Source organism: Nitrosomonas sp. sh817 (assembly GCF_030908545.1).
In the GTDB taxonomy this organism is placed as follows: domain Bacteria; phylum Pseudomonadota; class Gammaproteobacteria; order Burkholderiales; family Nitrosomonadaceae; genus Nitrosomonas.
On the sequence record NZ_CP133083.1, the window covers coordinates 1,446,736 to 1,466,318 of the forward strand.

Genomic DNA, 19,583 nt, shown 5'->3' on the forward strand with positions numbered 1-19,583 from the left:
GATCTGGCTGCATCTTGCCCAGATGGCGGAATTGGTAGACGCGCATGGTTCAGGTCCATGTGCCTTCGGGTGTGGAGGTTCGAGTCCTCTTCTGGGCACCATCAAAAGCAATTAATTCATTAGATTTAATAGAAAATATTTCCATAAAAATTTTTTCTATGCCTAAAGCTGCGCCTAAAAAAATTTGCTGGGGGATTTTCGATCAATTTTCCGGAAGAATTTTATCTTCCCAATTCGATATAAATCTTATATCACATTCTGATGAATTACATTTAAAAATGGAATCAATCGACGATTGCCGCCCAAGGTTAATGCAATTTTTGCTTTAATAGCTTGCAGACTGGTTTCATTGTTTCCAGCAGACAAAAACCTTGCCATGTAAGTACAAGAAAAATATTAGGGTAATGGGTCAATGTAATGATAAATTATGCAAAGTCACAAAATTTCAAGCAAAACTTATTGATGATTACATCGGATCTTCAAGCTTTTTCAAAGCAGTCAAAGAAATATTAGCAGCCCGTGCTATGCGGATTGCAGGTGGGTGTTTGTATGGTATTGGTGGTGTTCTTTTTTTTGTTTATTGATTCAGTGGCTGCAGATCCCGTTAAGTCAATCCGGCTAAAATAATAAAATGACTGATTCATGTGAATTGTTTCGCATTGGCTATCTGATGTTGAATCCGGTTGGCCAGATTCAAATAATAAATCCGGTTGCTTGCAAGATTTTTGGAATCAAAAAAAACGAATTGCTGCAGCAAGATTTTTCCGATTTTATTCTTACAGAAGACAAATCTTTATGGAATCAATTATTCTCAGGTAGAAATGAAGATGAATTGAAAGGAAATCTGCAATTGCGATTGCTGCGCTGCGATGGTTCTATTTTTCTTTCAAATCTTCACTATTTTTATCAAAAAGATGAATTGGGTTTGTCCGTATTTCGCATATTCATTATCGAAGATTCTCAGCAAAATCCGGAAGCCGTTACCGGTCGCTCAGCAATTCAGCAGAACGATTATTTGTTCGCATTCTCCCCCGTGATTGTCTACAAATGCGATGTTTTTTCCCCATTTACAGCAAACTATATCAGTAGCAACTTAACCAAAATTCTTGGGTATTCCGTGGAAGAATTTCTTTCCGCGCCGGATTTCTGGATTAACCGCATTCATCCGGAAGATCGCGATAAAGTATTCGCCAACCTTTCGCTGTTGTTTTTTTCCGGCAGACAACTCCATGAATACCGGTTTAAACATCAGAATGGGCAATGGAAATGGCTTAGGGACGAACTTTTTTTGATTACGGATTCAAGTGGCACGGCCGTGGAGGTTGCCGGTTACCGAAGCGATATCACCGAGAGCCGGGAAAAAGAGGCTGCATTATACGATTCGCGGAATTTGCTGAAAACCATTATTGATACCGTGCCGTTGCGTATTTTCTGGAAAGACAAACAATCGCGCTATTTAGGTTGCAACCCTGTGTTCGCCAAGGATGCCGGCGTGAAATTTCCGCAGCAAATCATTGGCAAGAATGACTATGATTTAAGCTGGACTAAAGAACAAGCCGATCACTATCGCGCCGATGACCGGCAGGTAATCGATTCAGGCGTATCCAAGCTTTATTACGAAGAACCGTTGAATACTTCGGACGGTAACACGATTTGGCTGCAAACTTCTAAAGTGCCGTTGCGTAACACTCACCATGAAGTCTTTGGGGTGCTCGGCATTTATCAGGATATCACCGAGCAAAAACAGTCAAACGATACCATGCGGTTGGCATCCGCTATTTATCATTATAGTAACGAAGCCATCATGGTATCGGATGAGAATAATCTGATCATGGCCGTTAACCCGGCTTTTACCCGCATGACCGGTTATGAACTGGATGATGTAAAAGGGAAAGATCCGCAAATTTTTAATTCCGGCCGGCACAAAAAATCCTTTTATCAGAAAATGTGGCAGAAGCTGCTGGCGGAAGATCACTGGCAAGGAGAAATCTGGGATCTTCATAAAGACGGTAGCGTGCAAGCAAAATGGATGAATATCAGCATCATCCGTCAGGCGGATCAACGGATTTACTGTTATGTCGCGCAATTCTCCGATATCACTGAAAAAAAGAAATTGGATGAATTATATTTAGCGCAGGCAAATTACGATGATTTAACCAATTTGCCGAATCGAAGTTTATTCAAGTATCAATTGAATAAGGAAATCAAGAAATCGCGCCGCAACAATTTGCTGCTGTCTTTGTTGTTTCTGGATTTGGATCATTTCAAGGATATCAACGATACCTTGGGACATGCGATCGGCGATAAATTGCTGGCGGAAGTTTCGTCACGCATCCTGAAATGCGTGCGGGAAACCGATACCGTGGCGCGCTTGGGTGGCGATGAATTTGCAGTCATTCTCCCCGATATCACCAAGCCGAGAATTGAAATGATCGCCCAGAATATCATTGCAGCATTGAATAAGCCGTTCATTCTGGATCAAAATAAGGTTGAGCATTTTATTTCGACCAGCATCGGTATTGTGTTATACCCGGCGGATGGACTGGACTTGGAAAGTCTCATGAAACACGCCGATCAAGCCATGTATAAGGCAAAAATAGAGGGGCGGAGCCGCTTTTGCTATTTTACGCGTTCCATGCAATTTGAAGCGTATGAAAAAATGACGCTTACCCATCAACTCAGAAGTGCATTGGCCAAAAACGAATTGCAGGTGCACTACCAGCCGATTCTGGATTTATCCAGTAAGCGCATTATTAAGGCCGAAGCGTTATTGCGCTGGAATCACGCAAACCGGGGATTGATCGATTCCTCGATCTTCATTCCAATTGCTGAAGAGAGCGGATTGATCAACGAAATCGGCAATTGGGTATTTATGCAAGCTTGTGCTTTGATTAAGCGCTGGCTGGATGAATTTGGAACCATCATTCAAATCAGTGTCAACGTTTCGCCCATTCAGTTTAAATATTTCAACAAGTACGCCTGGTCGGAGAAACTGAATGAGCTAGGGCTGCCGGGAAATTGTATCAACGTTGAAATCACCGAAGGGTTGCTATTAAAGGATACTGCCGATGTCAAGGACCGCCTGCTGGAATACCGCAACGCCGGCATTGAAGTGTCGATTGATGATTTCGGTACCGGTTTTTCCTCGCTGTCTTATCTGAAAAGATTCGACATTGACTATCTCAAGATCGATCGTTCGTTTATCAGCAATTTGATTAACAATGAAACCGATCGCGCATTGGTTGAAGCAATTATCGTAATGGCCCATAAACTGGATATATTCACGATTGCGGAAGGCGTGGAGTCCAAAGAGCAACAGGATTTATTAATTCAGTTCGGTTGTGATTACGTGCAAGGTTTTTATTATTCTCCTGCTATTCAAACAGATGAATTTGAGCGCCTGCTGGCGCATCAGAAAATGTGAAGGTCTTGTGCCTGAGCGGCAAATCATCCGTTCCAGGCGGTATCATCCGGTTGAAATACTGTCCGCTACTTTACTAAACTGGCATTAACCAATTCAAATGTCAGTGCCGGTGCATCAGTAATCTGTTGCAATACTACGGCATACGTAGCGATGCTTCCGCTGTCATTGGTGACATTGATAAACGGAATTTGCAACTGACCCGTGGCTTGCGTGAAAACTGTCGCGTCGTCACGGAAACGTTCAGCCAGCGGTTCAACTTGTGACACTTCGAATCGAAGCGGCGCGCTTCCGGCGAGCATTTGCATGCGAACGCGGTAAACGGTGTCGCCACCACCGGAGAATCTTGCAGTGACAGCGGGGATATCCACCGCGCTGCCGTCGAATCCGGCATTGGGAATCAGTTTGTAAACGGTGCCGGTTTCGCCGAATGGGGTGCCGGTGGTGTTGCCGAGCACGTAGAGTTCGCCATCGCCGTCCTGTCCGAATCCCAATACCCAAAAACCCGGTTGTGCGCGATCCGCAAGCTCCAGCTCAAAGATAGCGCCGCCATCGGTATAAAAGATCCGGCCATCGCCGTTGCCGGTTTTGGAAGCATCGCCGAATACATATTTGCCTTGCAGATCGGTGATGGTGTTACCGCGGTAGACAAATCCCCCGATGACGGCGGTGCCTTCGTCGTGGTCGTACTGCACCACCGGATCTTTAAAATCGCCCGATACCGCTTCATCGGTGACAAACCCGGCACTAGTACCATTCGGGTCAAAACGGAAACTGCCTTCCTTCAATCCCCAGCCATAATTACCGCCTGCCTGAACCAGATTGACTTCTTCGATCGCGTTTTGTCCGACATCGGCTAACACCAATGCGCCGGTTTGCGAATCGAAAGAAAAGCGGAACGGGTTGCGGAAACCGTATGCATAAGTTTCGCGAAGAACAGTCGATGAGCTGGCGAAGGGATTATCGCCCGGAATGCCGTAGAGGCCGTTATCCGAATTCGTCCCCAGCGGATCGATCCGCAGCAAACTGCCGAGCGGGTTGGCTGGATTCTGTCCATTGCCGTCAGCGCCATGGCCGCTCATCGGCGCGCCGATGAATGTTTGGCCATCGCGATCGTCAGCGCCGCCGCCATCGCCAAAAGCGATATAAAGTCTTCCATCCGGACCGAAATTGAGCGCGCCGCCATTATGATTGAATTGCGGCTGATCGACAGTCAGCAGCACGCGAACATCCATTGGTTCGGGTTCTGTGGCGAATTTTGAGAAATTCATCTTCCATTCGCGAATGACAGAACGATGATTGGCCGAACCGCCGGGAGGAATAGTTGAAAAATCGCTATTCGCGCTGACTGGTTCCGAAGTATAGGTATATACCAGCTCGTTGTCGGCATACTGCGGATGAAAGGCGAATCCAAGGAATCCGCGCTCATCGTACGATTCGCTGCCAAAAGCCCCCAGCGGCACCAGCAGCGTGGATAAATCGAAAAATAATTTACTGCCATCGGTCAAGTTAATTCGCCACAATTTACCGTTTTGATCGCTGACATATAAATGCTCGGAGTCACCCGGCGCTGAAACGCCCCAGTTCGGTGCATCCAAACGCGTTGCGACAGTTTTCAATCGCAAGCGGATGGCACCTTTCTCGATTACTGCAGGAATTGGATTATCCAATCGCTTGGCTAAAGCTGTGTCATTGGTAGCGGCATCCAGCGCGATTGCCTGGCATGTCAAGCCTAGTAATGCAACAAACACGATCAGTTGAAAGATTTTCATGAGAGACCTCCTGTAGGCTGAATGAGGGTTCGAGAGGTTTAATCGTGATACGATTTGCTTATCGCAAATGGGAGGTTTTTATTGCTGTTGTTCCACTGCAATGTGACACGATAAGCTATTTTGACCGGCATGACAATGCAGCCCATTGCTAAAATGCGAATCGGCGCCGATCCGGAACGCTGTGATCAATCATTTGTTTTCGAAGCACTTATTAATTTCATCCGATTGTTATGCGAGTTTATTTATCGTCGACCTTAAACGATCTTTTCCCTGAACGGCAGGCAGTCAAGGAAGTATTGGGCGGCGAGTGCGTAGTGGTCGAAAGTTACACTGCCGACGAGCGCAGTGTGCGGGATAGCTGTCTCGCCGATGTGGCTGGCTGCGAGCTGTATATCGGCATCATCGGGCGGCGTTATGGGCACATACCCGACGGAGAAAACCTTTCCATTACTGAACTGGAATACCACCAAGCGGTAGCATGCAATATCCCAACCTTGGTTTTTATCAAAGACGATGACGAGATCAAAGGCAAATTCCACGATGCCGTCACCCAAGAAAATCCGCCGCAGTTGATCGAAGCCTTCCGGCAGCAGATCGCCAGCCGCGCCGCGTTTTTTAAAACAGTGGAAGATTTGAAGGCACGAGTCGTGAAGGCTTTTTTCCATCACCTTCAGCGACATCAAACACCGCAACGAAAACGTATCGAAGGCGAACCGTACCCTGGTTTGCGCGCTTTCCGGCCGGAAGAATCCGACCGTTTTTTCGGGCGCGATGTTGAGATCGAGGATTTGATCGAGCGGCTGCTGGCGCGTAACGACCGTTTCATCGCGGTGATCGGGCCATCCGGCTCGGGCAAGTCGTCGTTGGTGTATGCTGGATTGATCCCGGCGCTGAGCCAAAGTCATGCCGGTGGTATGCGTTGGTACTCAGTCAGTTTTTCTCCGCGCGAGTTGGGTGACGATCCGTTCCTGCCTCTGGTAGCCGCTTTGAACAAAGCCTTTCCCGGTTGCGGCTGGCGCGTGCCGGATCTGTCGCAGCGACTGCGCGCCGATCCCGCAAGCATCTCATTGATCGCCGACGAAGCATTGCAACCGCAGGGCGCGAATGCGCAATTGCTATTGTTTATCGACCAGTTTGAAGAACTGTTTGCGGCAAAAGTCGATACAGCCGCGCGCGATGCGTACTTTCGATTGCTCGTGGCTGCGGCGGCCAGTCCGCGGTTGCGCGTCGTGGTGGCAATGCGTTCCGATTTCTACGGCCACTGGCCGCAGGACGGAGCCAGTGCCGCATTGCTTCACAGCGGGCATTATTCCGTCGTCACGCCCGGCGCCGCCGCGTTGGAAAAAATAATTGTCGAGCCCGCCAAAGCTGCCGGACTCACCATTGCGCCGCGGCTGGTGCAACGCATCCTCAACGATACCGGCACCGCGTTGGCGTTGGCGGAATTCGCGTTGGCGCAGTTGTATGCGCGCAAAATCGGCAATGAACTTACCGAAGCTGCGTATGATGCGATCGGCGGCATCGCCGGAGCTATTAATGGTCTGGCCGAGGAAGCGGTGACACGTGTGCAACAAGCCAACAACCTGGACGAGGAAACCTTTTCGCGCTTGTTTATTGCCATTGCCAATGTCGAACAGCGCAACGACGACGATACCGGGGCGTTAGCGGTGGTGCGCCGCCGGGCGCGGCCGTATGAGTTATCACCTCCGGCTTTGCTGCTGGCGCAGCAGTTGATCGAACGGCGCATTCTGGTCAGCCGCCAAGACGGCAAGGGCCAACCAGCGATCATTGAGGTTGGGCACGAAGCCGTGTTCGATCATTGGCAACGATTCAAGGATTGGCACGCACACTATGCCGACGATCTGTCGTTGCGTCGCCAAGCCGAACAAGCCGCGCGTGAATGGTATAACCGGCAACGCTCGTTGCTATTCCAATGGCACTGGGAACGGCAAAAAACTGCCATTCTCGCATTGGCGCAATTGCATCGGCTTGTCGCACCTGCGCTGGATGCGGATTTCAGTGATCCGGCTATCGTTGTTTGGAATTTGCTGGAATCGCAACTGGAGCCACCATTACGGCAATTTCTGTACCCGGAACCGTTGCGGTTGCTCGGCGAACTCAACACCGATGAGACCACGCACCTGCGGCGCGAAGAAATCGGCTCGCGGCTCAATCAAATGGGCGATCCACGCCGCGGGGTTGGCCTGGATGAGCAGGGATTACCGGATATTACGTGGATCGATATACCGGCTGGGGAATTAACGCTAAAAACCGGTGATTATTTTCAATTTCCAGGCTTTCGCATCGCGCGCTATCCGATCACTTGGGTACAGTATCGCGCGTTTGTCGATGCCAACGACGGATACAGCAACGAAGAATGGTGGGACGGTTTGAAAAAAGCAAGCGAACCAGGTGATTTACTGTGGGCATCTGCGAATTATCCGGCAATTAAAGTTTCCTGGTACGACGCCATAGCGTTCTGCCGTTGGTTGAGCGCGAAATGTAAACTGCCCATCCGCTTACCGGCAGAGTGGGAATGGCAGTGGGCCGCTGTTGGCAACACCAAGCAGGATTATCCTTGGGAGGGAAAGCATGTTGACTACCATGGAAAACCCTCACTAATGCTGCTAGCGAGATTAAATCATAAATACGCTGGCATCAACCGTACGATGGCGGTCGGTATGTATCCGCTGAGTCGTAGTCTATTCGGTGTCGGAGATATGGCAGGCAATATCGATCAATGGTGTTTGAATGCGGATGGCGAACCCCGTAATGTTTCCGTAAATGGCGATCATGCCCGTGTAGTGCGCGGTGGTTCCTGGAGTGTTTTTGTAGAGGACGCGCGCTCGGCGACGCGCAACGGAGCACCTCCGGGCGCTCGTGGCAATGGACTTGGTTTCCGGGTGTTATGCGAGTCCCCCATCGTTGAAACGCTGTCCGCAACACCGCTGAACGCTGAAAAGCTGGCGTGCTGAACACTGAGAGTGATCGATTTGGTGACCATCGATGGTTTGGTTTATACCGCTTTCTCACTGACACGAATGAATTTTTTTTGTTCACGGATCATTTTGCCGCTACGTTTAAATGCAATCCGATCAATTAATAAGCATTATCTTTTTTGAATACGACGAGGACGGTTTTGAAGATGATCCAGAGGTCGAGCCAGATGGACCAGTTTTTGAGGTAGTAGAGGTCGTGTTCGATGCGTGCTTTCATTTTTTCGAGGGTTTCGGTTTCGCCGCGCCAGCCGTTGACTTGGGCCCATCCGGTGATGCCGGGTTTGGCTTTGTGGCGCAGCATGTAGCCTTTGATGAGTTTGCGGTAGAGCTCGTTATGCGCGACGGCATGAGGCCGCGGGCCGACGATGCTCATTTTACCTTCGAGCACGTTGAAGAATTGCGGCAGTTCGTCCAATGAAGTACGCCGCAGGAAGCCACCGATTCTGGTGAGCCGCTGGTCGTTTTGTTTGGCTTGCTGGATATTGGCGCCGTCTTCGGTGACGGTCATGGAGCGGAATTTATAGACGATAATCTCTTCGCCGTTTAAACCATAACGCCGTTGCTTGAAGATAACCGGACCGGGAGAAGTTAACTTTACCGCTAACGCAATGCACAGCATGATCGGGGATATCAGCAAGATAATCAGCAGCGCCAGCACAAAATCGCTGGTATTTTTGACCACGCCGTCGATACCGGTGAACGGTGATTCGTTCATGGCGACCACCGGAAGATCGCCGACGTATTCGAAGCGCGCCTGCATCAAATCGAAAATATAAATATCCGGCAGGAAATAGATCGACGTGGTGGTATCCGGCAGTTCATCCATCAGTTTTTGAATGCGCGGTTGCGATGCCATCGGCAGGCTGATAAAAACCATTTCGATATTATGTTTCTGGACGTACGGCACGACATCGGTCAAACCGCCTAACCGCGAACCAAAACTGCCGGAGCGGGTAACCGCTGCAGTCAATTGCAAACCGGCTTGCTCATCGGTATGGGATCCTGCAATACCGGCGATCCGCGAGCTGCTGCGTTCATCAAAGAAACCTTGATAGCTGATCAGCAAGAAGGGCAGATCGGCGATGTGCTTGATGAATTGCAGACTGGTTTCGTTGGCGCCGATGACGACGGCCGAGCGTAATTCGCCTTTGTCATAGAGATTGGTGACGATGCTGCGCACGGTGATATGACTTGCGATCAACATCAACGGCGTGACAATGAACCAAGTCAATAACACCTGATTGGAGAACTGGTTGTGAAATTTGGTGGCATAACCGAGAAATATCAGAATGGCGACAATCAACAGCCAACCCATGATGGTATCGCGTACATATGCCAGCAGCCGTCCCTTGCGCCAATTGCGATAAATCAGAATACGCTCGTAAATGTAGGTGGAAACAAAAAAGGTGATGATGACCAGCACCAGATAGTAGCTGGTGAAGTCTTCGTGATATATCCAGGTGGTCAGTATCAGCATGCTCCAAATGATAAAAGGGTCGAGCAAATGCTTGAAAAAAGCGACGATGGGTAAATCGTTGACTGTCATGGTCTTCCGTAAGTGTATTGCAGGCCGAGGGTGGCGCCATTGGCGTTAAATCCGCCCAAAGCATTGTCTGTCTTCAGATCATTATGATAAGCCGTAGCGGTGAGTTGCAATCCGCGATAAGGCACGTAGATGAGCCGCATGGTTGCATTGCGGATGGTATTGTCGGTACCTACGGGCAATAAGCTATCGGTAAGCAGCACGAAGCTATTGAATTTCCGCGTTTCATAGGAAAAATCCCCCTCCAGCCTTACTTTTCGCGAGATATTCCAGGAAGGTGAAACACTGACGCCGGTATTAAGGCCAAAACTGGCGGTTAGCACTTGCATCGCTGAAGTTTCGCGCCAGCCGTTGATAGTCAGGCCAATTTTTTCGGTCGGCTGCCATTGATAAGCCAAGCGGGCGTTAAACCCGCTGAAATCGCGCTCCGGGAAGCTGGCGTTGGTTCGTTCGACCCACCCGCCGCGCCAGTTAAAATTGGACTTTCCCGTGACCGCCCAGACCGCCCGGCTCATCACCTCTTTTTGATCGTAGCTGTTGTCTCTGGCGGAACCATCCGGCGCTCTTACCAATACCGGAAAATCGCCGATGATATAACGAAAGTCGACACCGAAAGTATTCTGGTGCGCGGTGATGTAATCAATCCCGCCTTCGAATCGATCCTCAATCCGGTTAAGAAAACGGAATATGCCGTTAGAACCGCCCGTATCCAGCTCATAGCGCAAATAATCGCCGGTCAGGCGCCAGCTCGGATGAAAGCGCCACGCGCCATTGAAAAACGCGGTTTGCTCGGTACGGATATTTTTTAACCCCGGTTGAAACAAGAACGGCGCTAACGATTGCACATAACTGGCCCCCATATTGCCTTCCAGCCGGTTGCCGAGAAACCAGTTCCAATTGCCGTTGAAGCTTTTCAGATCATTGTTGATTTGACTGAATCGTTCATAGCGCGTATGGGTAAAATTCGCATTGGCGCTCAAGCGCTGCCGGCTGATTTGCTTTTCCAGCATTACACCGCCGGTGAGGCGGTGGGAAATATCGAAAAGATTCGTTGTGCCAAGCAATGGCAGGGGGTCGGCTTTGTCGCGGATGCGCAACATGTTGTCGTCAGCAGTGAAGGTGTAGTTGCCATAAGGCTTCACGACACGGCCGATCACCGAAGCAAGCGCCATCGGGCTGGAAAACAGCACAATCCATGAAAATAGCAGGCACAAAAAGAGCCGCGCAACGCGAACCGGGTTGCGCTTAAAATACCGTTGCATGTAGTTGGATTTGGCTTCTATGAATGAGTACCTCATTGACTTGATCTCGGATCTTCCCGTCATCGGATATCAGTGATTCCTGGCAGAGCATACCGCTTTTGCACGATATGTTCTTATAAACTATTTGATACCAACACTTTTTGCAAATCTAATTCTTCCCTTTCGTCTTACTTACAACAGTTTGACGGTATTTTCAGTTCGGCATCTTTAATTTTCAATGATAAATAACTCGAATAGCTAAGTTAAATTACATGAATTGATTAAAAAATTAGGTATAATCAACACTTTTTAATTTTTTTTGACAAACTATGAACGATTATCTTTTTACTTCCGAATCAGTTTCCGAAGGCCATCCGGATAAAGTGGCAGATCAAATTTCCGACGCGGTTCTAGATGCAATTTTGAGTCAAGATGCAAATGCTAGGGTTGCGTGCGAAACTCTGTGCAGTACAGGTTTGATTGTATTATCCGGGGAAATTACTACGCATGCATCGGTTGATTACAATATTATTGCGCGCGAGACGGTAAAACGTATCGGTTATACCAGTTCGAATATTGGCTTTGACTCGACGACTTGCGCCGTATTAACGGCTTTTAATAAGCAATCGCCGGATATTGCGCAAGGGGTCAATCGGACCAAAGAAGAAGAAATGGATCAAGGTGCCGGTGATCAAGGGCTTATGTTTGGTTATGCTTGCGATGAAACGCCGCAATTGATGCCAATGCCAATTTTTTATGCGCACCGGTTAGTGGAGCGTCAAGCTGAGCTAAGGAAAAAAGGCCAATTATCTTGGTTACGTCCTGATGCGAAATCACAAGTTTCGGTGCGTTACGAAAATGGCAAACCGAAGAATATTGAAACGGTTGTAATTTCAACCCAACACGACCCTGATATTTCACACCAAGCATTATCAGAGGCGGTGATTGAAGAAGTTATCAAGCCGATACTGCCGGCCGAAATGATCAGTAGCCATATAAAATACCTGGTGAATCCTACAGGACGGTTTGTTGTTGGAGGTCCGATGGGGGACTGCGGCTTAACCGGACGTAAAATCATTGTCGATAGTTATGGCGGGGCAGCACACCATGGCGGCGGCGCTTTTTCAGGAAAAGATCCATCCAAAGTTGATCGTTCCGCCACTTATGCTGGCCGCTATGTTGCTAAAAATATTGTGGCTGCCGGAATCGCCAGTAAATGTGAAGTCCAGGTAGCTTATGCAATCGGTGTTGCGCGACCGGTTTCATTAATGGTCAATACATTCGGAACGGGTAAAATCGCTGATGAAAAAATTGTTCAATTAATAGAGAAACATTTCGATTTGCGGCCGCGGGGGATTATTCATACATTGAACTTACTGCGTCCAATTTATTCACAGACAGCAGCTTACGGCCACTTTGGCCGTGAACTGCCTGATTTTACCTGGGAGGCTACGGATAAAGCGGCGCAATTGCGTGCCGATGCCGGGCTTTAAACTTTCTTCAATAAGTGCCGTCAACCATCGATCTTATTATTTCCGCTATGCTGAGGAGCGCTGCAACGGTTTTTTCCGTGAGGCTCAGCATAGATGGGGCATATTACAACTGCGCTCGTTCATATTTTTAGGAGATGATTATGAACGCTGTGCCAAATTCAAATGGCGGTTTTTTTAATGACTATAAAGTAGCGGATATTTCCCTGGCGGAATGGGGACGGAAGGAGATTGCGATTGCTGAAACGGAAATGCCCGGATTGATGGCATTGCGTAAAGAATACGCAAACCAGAAACCGTTGGCGGGGGCCCGGATCGCGGGTTCTTTACATATGACGATTCAAACAGCGGTGCTTATTGAAACATTAGTGGCGTTGGGCGCAGAAGTGCGTTGGGCATCATGCAATATTTTCTCAACGCAAGATCATGCAGCGGCAGCTATTGCGGCCAAGAATATTCCAGTCTTTGCTTATAAAGGCGAATCTCTGCAAGATTATTGGGAATATGCGCACAAAATTTTTGAGTGGACCGTTGACGGTCAACCAAGTGGCGCTAATATGATTCTGGATGATGGCGGTGATGCCACGTTATTACTGATTCTAGGCACCAAAGCGGAGAAAGATCCGGCAGTTATCGCTCATCCAAATAATGAAGAAGAATCTGCGCTGTTTGCAGCAATCAAAGCTAAACTGGCTACTCATCCTGATTGGTATTCCAAGAATCTTGCAAGAATTCGTGGTGTAACGGAAGAAACCACAACGGGTGTGCACCGGTTGTATGAGATGCAGAGAAGCGGTGAACTTCCGTTTCCAGCCATTAACGTCAATGATTCTGTTACAAAATCGAAATTTGATAATCTTTATGGTTGCAGAGAATCGCTGGTGGATGGCATTAAACGGGCAACAGACGTTATGATCGCTGGAAAGATTGCAGTGGTATGCGGTTATGGCGATGTCGGTAAAGGTTGCGCGCAGTCGCTGCGGGGCTTGGGAGCCACTGTCTGGATTACTGAAATTGACCCGATTTGCGCGTTGCAAGCGGCGATGGAAGGTTATCGCGTGGTTACCATGGACGATGCTTGCAGCCAAGCGGATATTTTTGTAACTGCAACGGGTAATTTGCGGGTAATTACGCACGATCATATGTTGCAAATGAAAGATCAAGCAATTGTTTGCAACATAGGTCACTTTGATTCGGAAATTGATATTGCATCGGTACAGAAATATTCCTGGGAAAATATCAAACCACAGGTTGATCATGTCATATTCCCGACCGGGCGGCGCATTATCGTGCTGGCACAAGGCAGATTGGTGAATCTTGGTTGTGCAACAGGACATCCATCTTTCGTGATGTCCAGTTCATTTACCAATCAGGTATTAGCGCAACTGGAGTTATGGCAGCATGGCACAAATTATCAGAAAAATGTCTATGTGTTGCCCAAACATTTGGATGAGAAAGTTGCAAGACTGCATATCGGAAAGCTTGGTGTAAAGCTGACAGAATTAACCGATGAACAAGTTAAATATCTGGGTTTAAACAAAGAAGGTCCTTATAAACCTGAAATGTATCGTTATTGATGAATGCAGGTTGCGGGAATTAATTGAAAGGTTTCGATTTGATTAATTCCCGCTTCTTTATGATTAACTTGGTGTTAGCATAGCTATCGATGACATCCAATTTTAGCTAAACTTGTGAAATGGAATCACAGAAAAAATTTTCTCCTGCGTTCAGTTTTGAGCTTTTCCCTCCCCAAACCCCACAAGGGATCGAAAAATTACGATTAACCCGGCAGCAGTTGGCAAAGCTGAATCCGAAGTTTTTTTCAGTAACTTTTGGTGCGGGAGGTTCAACCAGGGAAAGAACACTGGAAACGGTATTGGAGATTCATGCAGAAGGTCATAATGTTGCACCTCATCTGTCTTGTATTGGATCGACACGCCAAAATATCCACTCCATCTTGGAAAAATATTACCAAGCGGGTATCCGGCAAATTGTTGCTTTACGGGGTGATTTACCCTCCGGCATGGCACAACCGGGAGAATTCCGGTACGCAAGTGAATTGGTTGCTTTTCTCAGAGATGAATTTGGTTCCTCATTTCATATCGATGTGGCAGCTTATCCGGAATATCATCCGCAAGCGCGGAACGCGCAATTCGATTTCGAGAATTTTAAACGAAAAGTTGAGAGTGGCGCTGACTCGGCGATTACGCAATATTTCTATAATGCCGACGCATATTTTCATTTTGTTGAATCTTGCGAAGCCGTTGGCGTGAATATTCCCATAGTCCCCGGGATCATGCCGATTAATAAATTTTCACAACTTGTTAGATTTTCGGATTCCTGCGGTGCTGAGATCCCGCGCTGGATTCGAAAAAAACTCGAAGGATATGGCGATGACAGCGAATCGATTCAAGCATTCGGACTTGATATTGTGACCGATCTTTGTGAAAGACTGCTTACTGCCGGTGCGCCAGGCTTACATTTCTATACGTTAAATTCCGCGAATCTCACTTCCATTATTTGGCAACGGCTACAGCTCTCTAGCCGTATTTAGCTTCATTTGTCACGTTCCTGTTGCTTTTAAAGAAACGCTTATTGCAATCGATTTGGTGAAAATCAAACAATGAATCAGAAATGATCTTTTTCCTGATTATCTGACTCGGATATAATGTAGGCCATCACTGTGAAAGTAAAATTTGAAAGCACGAGACTTCGATATGACAGATAAAAAAACAACTGACAATATTTTGGTGGCAGAAATACCGGCTGAAGAAGCAAAAAATCCTGATGTATCTACAATTGATGCTTGTATCTCGCATGCCCGAGAAATAAAAGATGCGCAACTCGAACTGATCAAAAGTAAAAATTATGATTTTGCGCCAGAGTTCCGGGATTTAACCATTCAGCTCTACTTGCTCGGAGTTATGTGGAAATTTGCGGAAAGCTTAGGCAGCAATGTTGAAAATGCGCGTGAACTGGCATTCTCTGCTTTGCAGACAATGATGATGCAAGATAAACTGCAAAAGCAGAAAGCTATCAAGAGAACCGAATTTCTGAGAAAAATGTCGAAACTTGAAGATGATCACGATGCGCTTGCGGTAGCTATCGGTTATGAATCTGAACCGGATGATAATAGCCTTGCTGAGGTTTTTGATCATTATGTGGATGACTTGCAAGTATCGGGCGCATTCTGGCGTTTATACGACCGCGGTAAAAAAATTATGTTGTATGGCGGGTTAGGCATCGCTTTTCTGGTAATTTGGTTCATCACATTGTTCATGCCTGGGAATAGTGCGATAGCAATTCTTGCGGCAGGACTCATATCTGCTGCGATCTTTGTAATCCCGGTATTCTTGATCGGCGTTTTTATCTATCACACCAAGCTAAAAAAAACTAAACAAGCAAGTTAATATTTCTGGTTTTTTCCAGAACGGTTTTTTTGATTATTGACTGAAAGGTATTCAATAAATAGCAAACAATGGCTATTCTTCAATAAATGAGCACGCAGATAATTGATGGCAAGAAGATAGCCGAGTCAGTTCGGTTAGAATGGCGGGTGCGGGCTGAGAAACTGGCTCAGTTAGGTATTAAACCCGGGTTGGCTGTCATTATTGTCGGTGATAATGCGGCTTCTGCTATTTATGTCAGAAATAAAGTTAAAGCTTGCAGTGACATCGGCATTTATTCCGAAGTACATAGCTTTCCTGAGACTGCGAATCAGAATGAGGTTCTGACATGCATTCAAACTCTGAATAATAATCCTCATATTCATGGAATATTAGTTCAATTACCATTGCCCGCGCACTTTGAAAATAATCGGATAATCACTGCTATTGCGATTGAAAAAGATGTAGATGGTTTTCATTTCTATAATGTAGGCGCTTTAGTAACCGGTAATACCATTTTTTCCCCCTGCACGCCTTATGGTGTGATGGTAATGCTGCAACGTAATTTGATTAATGTTGAAGGGCAGCATGCAGTGGTAGTCGGACGCAGCAATATCGTCGGCAAGCCGATGGCAATGATGCTGTTAGAGCAAGGCGCGACTGTCACGATCTGCTCGTCCAAAACCCGCGATCTTTCCCAATTTACTAGAAGTGCGGATATTTTGATTGTTGCAATCGGAAAACCTCGTCTGATTACGGCTGAGATGGTCAAACCCGGCGCGGTCGTAATCGATGTGGGTATCAACCGGCTGGCGGATGGGAAGCTATGCGGCGATGTTGATTTCGAGTCCGTCAGCGGTACTGCCGGTTATTTATCGCCGGTGCCGGGAGGTGTAGGCCCTATGACAATTACCATGTTGCTTTGCAATACTATTTTAGCGGCGGAACGTGCTCAGGCTGGCGTTAGGGTGAGCTATTCGAAATAACCTTTCACAATAATACCTAATATGGAATTACAACCGGATATTGACCCGCAAGAAACTCAGGAATGGCTGGATGCGTTGGATTCGGTGATTACTCATGCGGGCGGCGAGCGTGCTCATTTTTTGCTGGAAAAATTGATCGAGAAAGCCCGCCGTTCGGGTGCTTATCTGCCTTATAGCGCCACTACCGCTTATATCAATACGATACCGACCGGAAAAGAAGAACGTTCGCCGGGCAATAACACCATTGAGCACCGCATTCGCTCATACGTGCGCTGGAATGCCATGGCGATGGTATTGCGCGCTAACAAAAAAACAAACGTAGGCGGTCATATTGCCAGCTTCGCATCGGCTGCTACCTTATATGATGTTGGTTACAATCATTTTTGGCACGCGCCATCCGAGACCCATGGCGGTGACTTGGTTTATGTGCAAGGACATTCGTCGCCCGGCGCTTATGCTTATGCATTTCTTTCCGGAGAACTCAGCCAGGGGCAACTGGATAATTTCCGTCAGGAAGCCGGCGGTAACGGATTATCGTCGTATCCTCATCCATGGTTAATGCCGACATTCTGGCAATTCCCCACCGTTTCGATGGGATTGGGTCCATTGATGGCGATTTATCAAGCCCGGTTCATGAAATATCTCGACAGCCGGGGATTGATCAATCGCACCAAACGCAAGGTCTGGGCTTTCATGGGCGACGGCGAAATGGACGAACCCGAATCGCTCGGCGCTATTCCTTTGGCTTCGCGGGAAAATCTGGATAATCTGATTTTTGTTGTCAATTGTAACCTGCAGCGACTGGATGGCCCTGTCCGTGGCAATAGCAAGATCATTCAGGAATTGGAGGGCGCATTTCGCGGCGCGGGCTGGAATGTCATCAAGGTGATCTGGGGATCCTATTGGGATCCGCTGTTGGCCAAAGACACCAAAGGTTTGCTGCAAAAACGCATGATGGAATGTGTCGACGGCGAATATCAAAACTTCAAAGCCCGCGATGGCGCTTATGTACGCGAACACTTTTTTGGCAAATACCCCGAGCTGCTGGAAATGGTCGCCAATATGTCGGACGATGACATCTGGCGGCTGAATCGAGGCGGGCATGACCCTTATAAAGTTTATGCGGCCTATGCAGCGGCGGCCAAGCACACCGGACAGCCAACCGTAATTTTAGCCAAGACGATCAAAGGCTATGGCATGGGCGAAGCCGGAGAAGCCCAAAATATCACGCATCAGCAGAAAAAAATGGGAACGACTTCGCTGAAGGCGTTCCGGAATCGGTTCGGTTTGGATATACCGGATGACCAAATCGACGAAATACCTTATCTCACCTTCGCTAAAGACTCTCCCGAATTTAAGTATATGAAAGAACGCCGGGATGCGCTGGGCGGTAACTTTCACCGGCGCAAAACCTCGGCGCCATCATTGCAAGTGCCGCCATTATCGGCTTTTGAACCGTTACTCAAAGCCAGCGGTGAAGGACACGAATCATCGACGACCATGGCGTATGTGCGCATACTGAATATCCTGGTTAAGGATAAGCAGATCGGCAAGCATATTGTTCCCATCGTGGCGGATGAGTCGCGTACTTTCGGCATGGAAGGGATGTTCCGGCAATTGGGTATTTGGTCTTCAGTCGGTCAGCTTTATACACCGCAAGACGCGGATCAGTTGATGTATTACAAAGAAGACAAGCACGGCCAGATTTTGCAAGAAGGAATCTGTGAAGCGGGCGCCATGTCATCCTGGATAGCCGCGGCGACTTCGTATAGCACGCATGGTGTTCAGATGATCCCGTTTTTTATTTTTTATTCGATGTTCGGCTTTCAACGCATTGGTGATTTAGCCTGGGCTGCCGGCGATATGCGCTGCCGCGGCTTTCTGATCGGCGGTACGGCGGGGCGTACGACATTGAATGGCGAAGGATTGCAGCATGAAGACGGTCACAGTCATATCGTTGCCTCGACCATTCCGAACTGCGTATCGTATGATCCCGCTTTCGCTTATGAACTGGCGGTGATTGTTCAGGACGGCTTGCGGCGGATGTATCAAGAGCAACAAGACATCTATTATTACATCACCGTCATGAACGAAAACTACTCGCATCCCGCTATGCCAAACGGTGTGGAGAATGACATTCTCAAGGGCATGTACTTGTTCAAGGAAGGCGGTAGCGATGATGGCAACCCGCGTGTGCAGTTGCTCGGAGCCGGTACCATTCTGCGAGAAGTCATTGCGGCCAGCGAGATTCTCAAATCCGAGTACCAGATCCATGCCGATATCTGGAGCGTAACCAGTTTCAATGAATTGCGGCGTGAAGCTTTAAGCGTGGCACGCTGGAATATGCTCCATCCCGCGCAACCAAAGCGGTTATCGCATGTGCAAAATTGCTTGAATGACCGATCCGGACCCGTTATCGCGGCATCGGATTTTATGAAAATATACGCCGATCAGATCCGGGAATTTATACCGGGAAAATACCGCGTATTGGGAACCGATGGCTTCGGACGCTCGGATACAAGGGAAAAGCTGCGGCATTTTTTTGAAGTGGATCGATATTATATTACTGTCGCAGCGCTCAATGCGCTCGCGGAAGATGGAAAGATTCCTCAACAGCAAGCGGCCGACGCAATACAACGCTATGGCATCAACCCGGAGAAACCCGATCCGGTGATTAGCTGAGTACATGAAAAAGCAGACGAATAGCATTTCTTGATTGAATTAACGAGAGGCTTCGTTGTTAGA

At 47.9% G+C, this 19,583-nt stretch carries 12 protein-coding genes, 1 tRNA gene and 1 riboswitch; of the genes, 10 read left to right on the forward strand and 3 right to left on the reverse strand.

The genetic code is table 11. The features are described from left to right. Positions 1 to 16: 16 nt before the first annotated feature. The 3 genes from RBH92_RS06850 (at position 17) to RBH92_RS06860 (ending at position 3,424) form a co-directional block, all read left to right on the forward strand. A tRNA-Leu gene (locus tag RBH92_RS06850) sits at positions 17 to 101 on the forward strand. A 303-nt stretch (positions 102 to 404) separates the two neighbouring features. Continuing rightward, complete coding sequence (locus RBH92_RS06855) at positions 405 to 584, forward strand: hypothetical protein (RefSeq protein ID WP_307933845.1); 180 nt, start codon at positions 405 to 407, stop codon at positions 582 to 584. A gap of 47 nt (positions 585 to 631) precedes the next feature. Continuing rightward, a complete protein-coding gene (locus tag RBH92_RS06860; protein ID WP_307933846.1) occupies positions 632 to 3,424 on the forward strand; it encodes an EAL domain-containing protein in 2,793 nt (930 codons plus the stop codon). Positions 3,425 to 3,489: 65 nt separating this feature from the next. On the opposite strand, the gene RBH92_RS06865 is transcribed toward RBH92_RS06860, so the two are convergent. Further along, on the reverse strand, positions 3,490 to 5,193 hold the full coding sequence (locus RBH92_RS06865) for a PQQ-dependent sugar dehydrogenase (protein WP_307933847.1): 1,704 nt from the start codon (positions 5,191 to 5,193) through the stop codon (positions 3,490 to 3,492). A 230-nt stretch (positions 5,194 to 5,423) separates the two neighbouring features. On the opposite strand from RBH92_RS06865, the gene RBH92_RS06870 reads away from it, so the two are divergent. Beyond that, on the forward strand, positions 5,424 to 8,168 hold the full coding sequence (locus tag RBH92_RS06870; RefSeq protein WP_307933848.1) for an nSTAND1 domain-containing NTPase: 2,745 nt from the start codon (positions 5,424 to 5,426) through the stop codon (positions 8,166 to 8,168). A 124-nt stretch (positions 8,169 to 8,292) separates the two neighbouring features. Here RBH92_RS06870 and RBH92_RS06875 read toward each other — a convergent pair whose 3' ends face one another. Further along, positions 8,293 to 9,738, reverse strand: coding sequence for an undecaprenyl-phosphate glucose phosphotransferase (locus RBH92_RS06875; protein ID WP_307933849.1), 1,446 nt, complete (start codon positions 9,736 to 9,738; stop codon positions 8,293 to 8,295). Further along, positions 9,735 to 11,033, reverse strand: coding sequence for an XrtB/PEP-CTERM-associated polysaccharide biosynthesis outer membrane protein EpsL (gene epsL, locus RBH92_RS06880; RefSeq protein ID WP_307933850.1), 1,299 nt, complete (start codon positions 11,031 to 11,033; stop codon positions 9,735 to 9,737). The genes RBH92_RS06875 and epsL overlap by 4 nt, the downstream gene beginning before the upstream one ends. Positions 11,034 to 11,305: 272 nt before the next feature. On the opposite strand from epsL, the gene metK reads away from it, so the two are divergent. The 6 genes from metK (at position 11,306) to aceE (ending at position 19,520) form a co-directional block, all read left to right on the forward strand. After that, the gene (gene metK, locus RBH92_RS06885) at positions 11,306 to 12,469 is read left to right on the forward strand and encodes a methionine adenosyltransferase (RefSeq protein WP_292924522.1); all 1,164 of its coding nucleotides are present in this window, start codon (positions 11,306 to 11,308) and stop codon (positions 12,467 to 12,469) included. A 46-nt stretch (positions 12,470 to 12,515) separates the two neighbouring features. Next, positions 12,516 to 12,593: riboswitch (S-adenosyl-L-homocysteine riboswitch) on the forward strand. Positions 12,594 to 12,609: 16 nt separating this feature from the next. After that, positions 12,610 to 14,043: an adenosylhomocysteinase gene (ahcY, locus tag RBH92_RS06890; RefSeq protein ID WP_307933851.1), complete on the forward strand. Its 1,434-nt coding sequence runs from the start codon at positions 12,610 to 12,612 to the stop codon at positions 14,041 to 14,043. A gap of 119 nt (positions 14,044 to 14,162) precedes the next feature. Next, positions 14,163 to 15,020 carry a methylenetetrahydrofolate reductase [NAD(P)H] gene (metF, locus tag RBH92_RS06895; RefSeq protein ID WP_292924519.1) on the forward strand — a complete coding sequence of 286 codons (858 nt, stop codon included), beginning with the start codon at positions 14,163 to 14,165 and terminating at the stop codon, positions 15,018 to 15,020. Between the two features lie 163 nt (positions 15,021 to 15,183). Then, positions 15,184 to 15,876: a hypothetical protein gene (locus RBH92_RS06900; protein ID WP_307933852.1), complete on the forward strand. Its 693-nt coding sequence runs from the start codon at positions 15,184 to 15,186 to the stop codon at positions 15,874 to 15,876. A gap of 86 nt (positions 15,877 to 15,962) precedes the next feature. Next, positions 15,963 to 16,838 (forward strand): bifunctional methylenetetrahydrofolate dehydrogenase/methenyltetrahydrofolate cyclohydrolase FolD, encoded by an 876-nt coding sequence (folD, locus tag RBH92_RS06905; RefSeq protein WP_307933853.1) that lies wholly within the window; start codon positions 15,963 to 15,965, stop codon positions 16,836 to 16,838. A 21-nt stretch (positions 16,839 to 16,859) separates the two neighbouring features. Continuing rightward, the gene (gene aceE, locus RBH92_RS06910; protein WP_307933854.1) at positions 16,860 to 19,520 is read left to right on the forward strand and encodes a pyruvate dehydrogenase (acetyl-transferring), homodimeric type; all 2,661 of its coding nucleotides are present in this window, start codon (positions 16,860 to 16,862) and stop codon (positions 19,518 to 19,520) included. Positions 19,521 to 19,583: the final 63 nt, after the last annotated feature.

Bases quoted from the DNA above. Each gene is read 5' to 3' on its own strand.
- RBH92_RS06855 (WP_307933845.1), top strand. From the start codon at position 405: ATGGGTCAATGTAATGATAAATTATGCAAAGTCACAAAATTTCAAGCA.
- RBH92_RS06860 (WP_307933846.1), top strand. From the start codon at position 632: ATGACTGATTCATGTGAATTGTTTCGCATTGGCTATCTGATGTTGAAT.
- RBH92_RS06865 (WP_307933847.1), bottom strand. From the start codon at position 5,193: ATGAAAATCTTTCAACTGATCGTGTTTGTTGCATTACTAGGCTTGACA.
- RBH92_RS06870 (WP_307933848.1), top strand. From the start codon at position 5,424: ATGCGAGTTTATTTATCGTCGACCTTAAACGATCTTTTCCCTGAACGG.
- RBH92_RS06875 (WP_307933849.1), bottom strand. From the start codon at position 9,738: ATGACAGTCAACGATTTACCCATCGTCGCTTTTTTCAAGCATTTGCTC.
- epsL (WP_307933850.1), bottom strand. From the start codon at position 11,033: ATGAGGTACTCATTCATAGAAGCCAAATCCAACTACATGCAACGGTAT.
- metK (WP_292924522.1), top strand. From the start codon at position 11,306: ATGAACGATTATCTTTTTACTTCCGAATCAGTTTCCGAAGGCCATCCG.
- ahcY (WP_307933851.1), top strand. From the start codon at position 12,610: ATGAACGCTGTGCCAAATTCAAATGGCGGTTTTTTTAATGACTATAAA.
- metF (WP_292924519.1), top strand. From the start codon at position 14,163: ATGGAATCACAGAAAAAATTTTCTCCTGCGTTCAGTTTTGAGCTTTTC.
- RBH92_RS06900 (WP_307933852.1), top strand. From the start codon at position 15,184: ATGACAGATAAAAAAACAACTGACAATATTTTGGTGGCAGAAATACCG.
- folD (WP_307933853.1), top strand. From the start codon at position 15,963: ATGAGCACGCAGATAATTGATGGCAAGAAGATAGCCGAGTCAGTTCGG.
- aceE (WP_307933854.1), top strand. From the start codon at position 16,860: ATGGAATTACAACCGGATATTGACCCGCAAGAAACTCAGGAATGGCTG.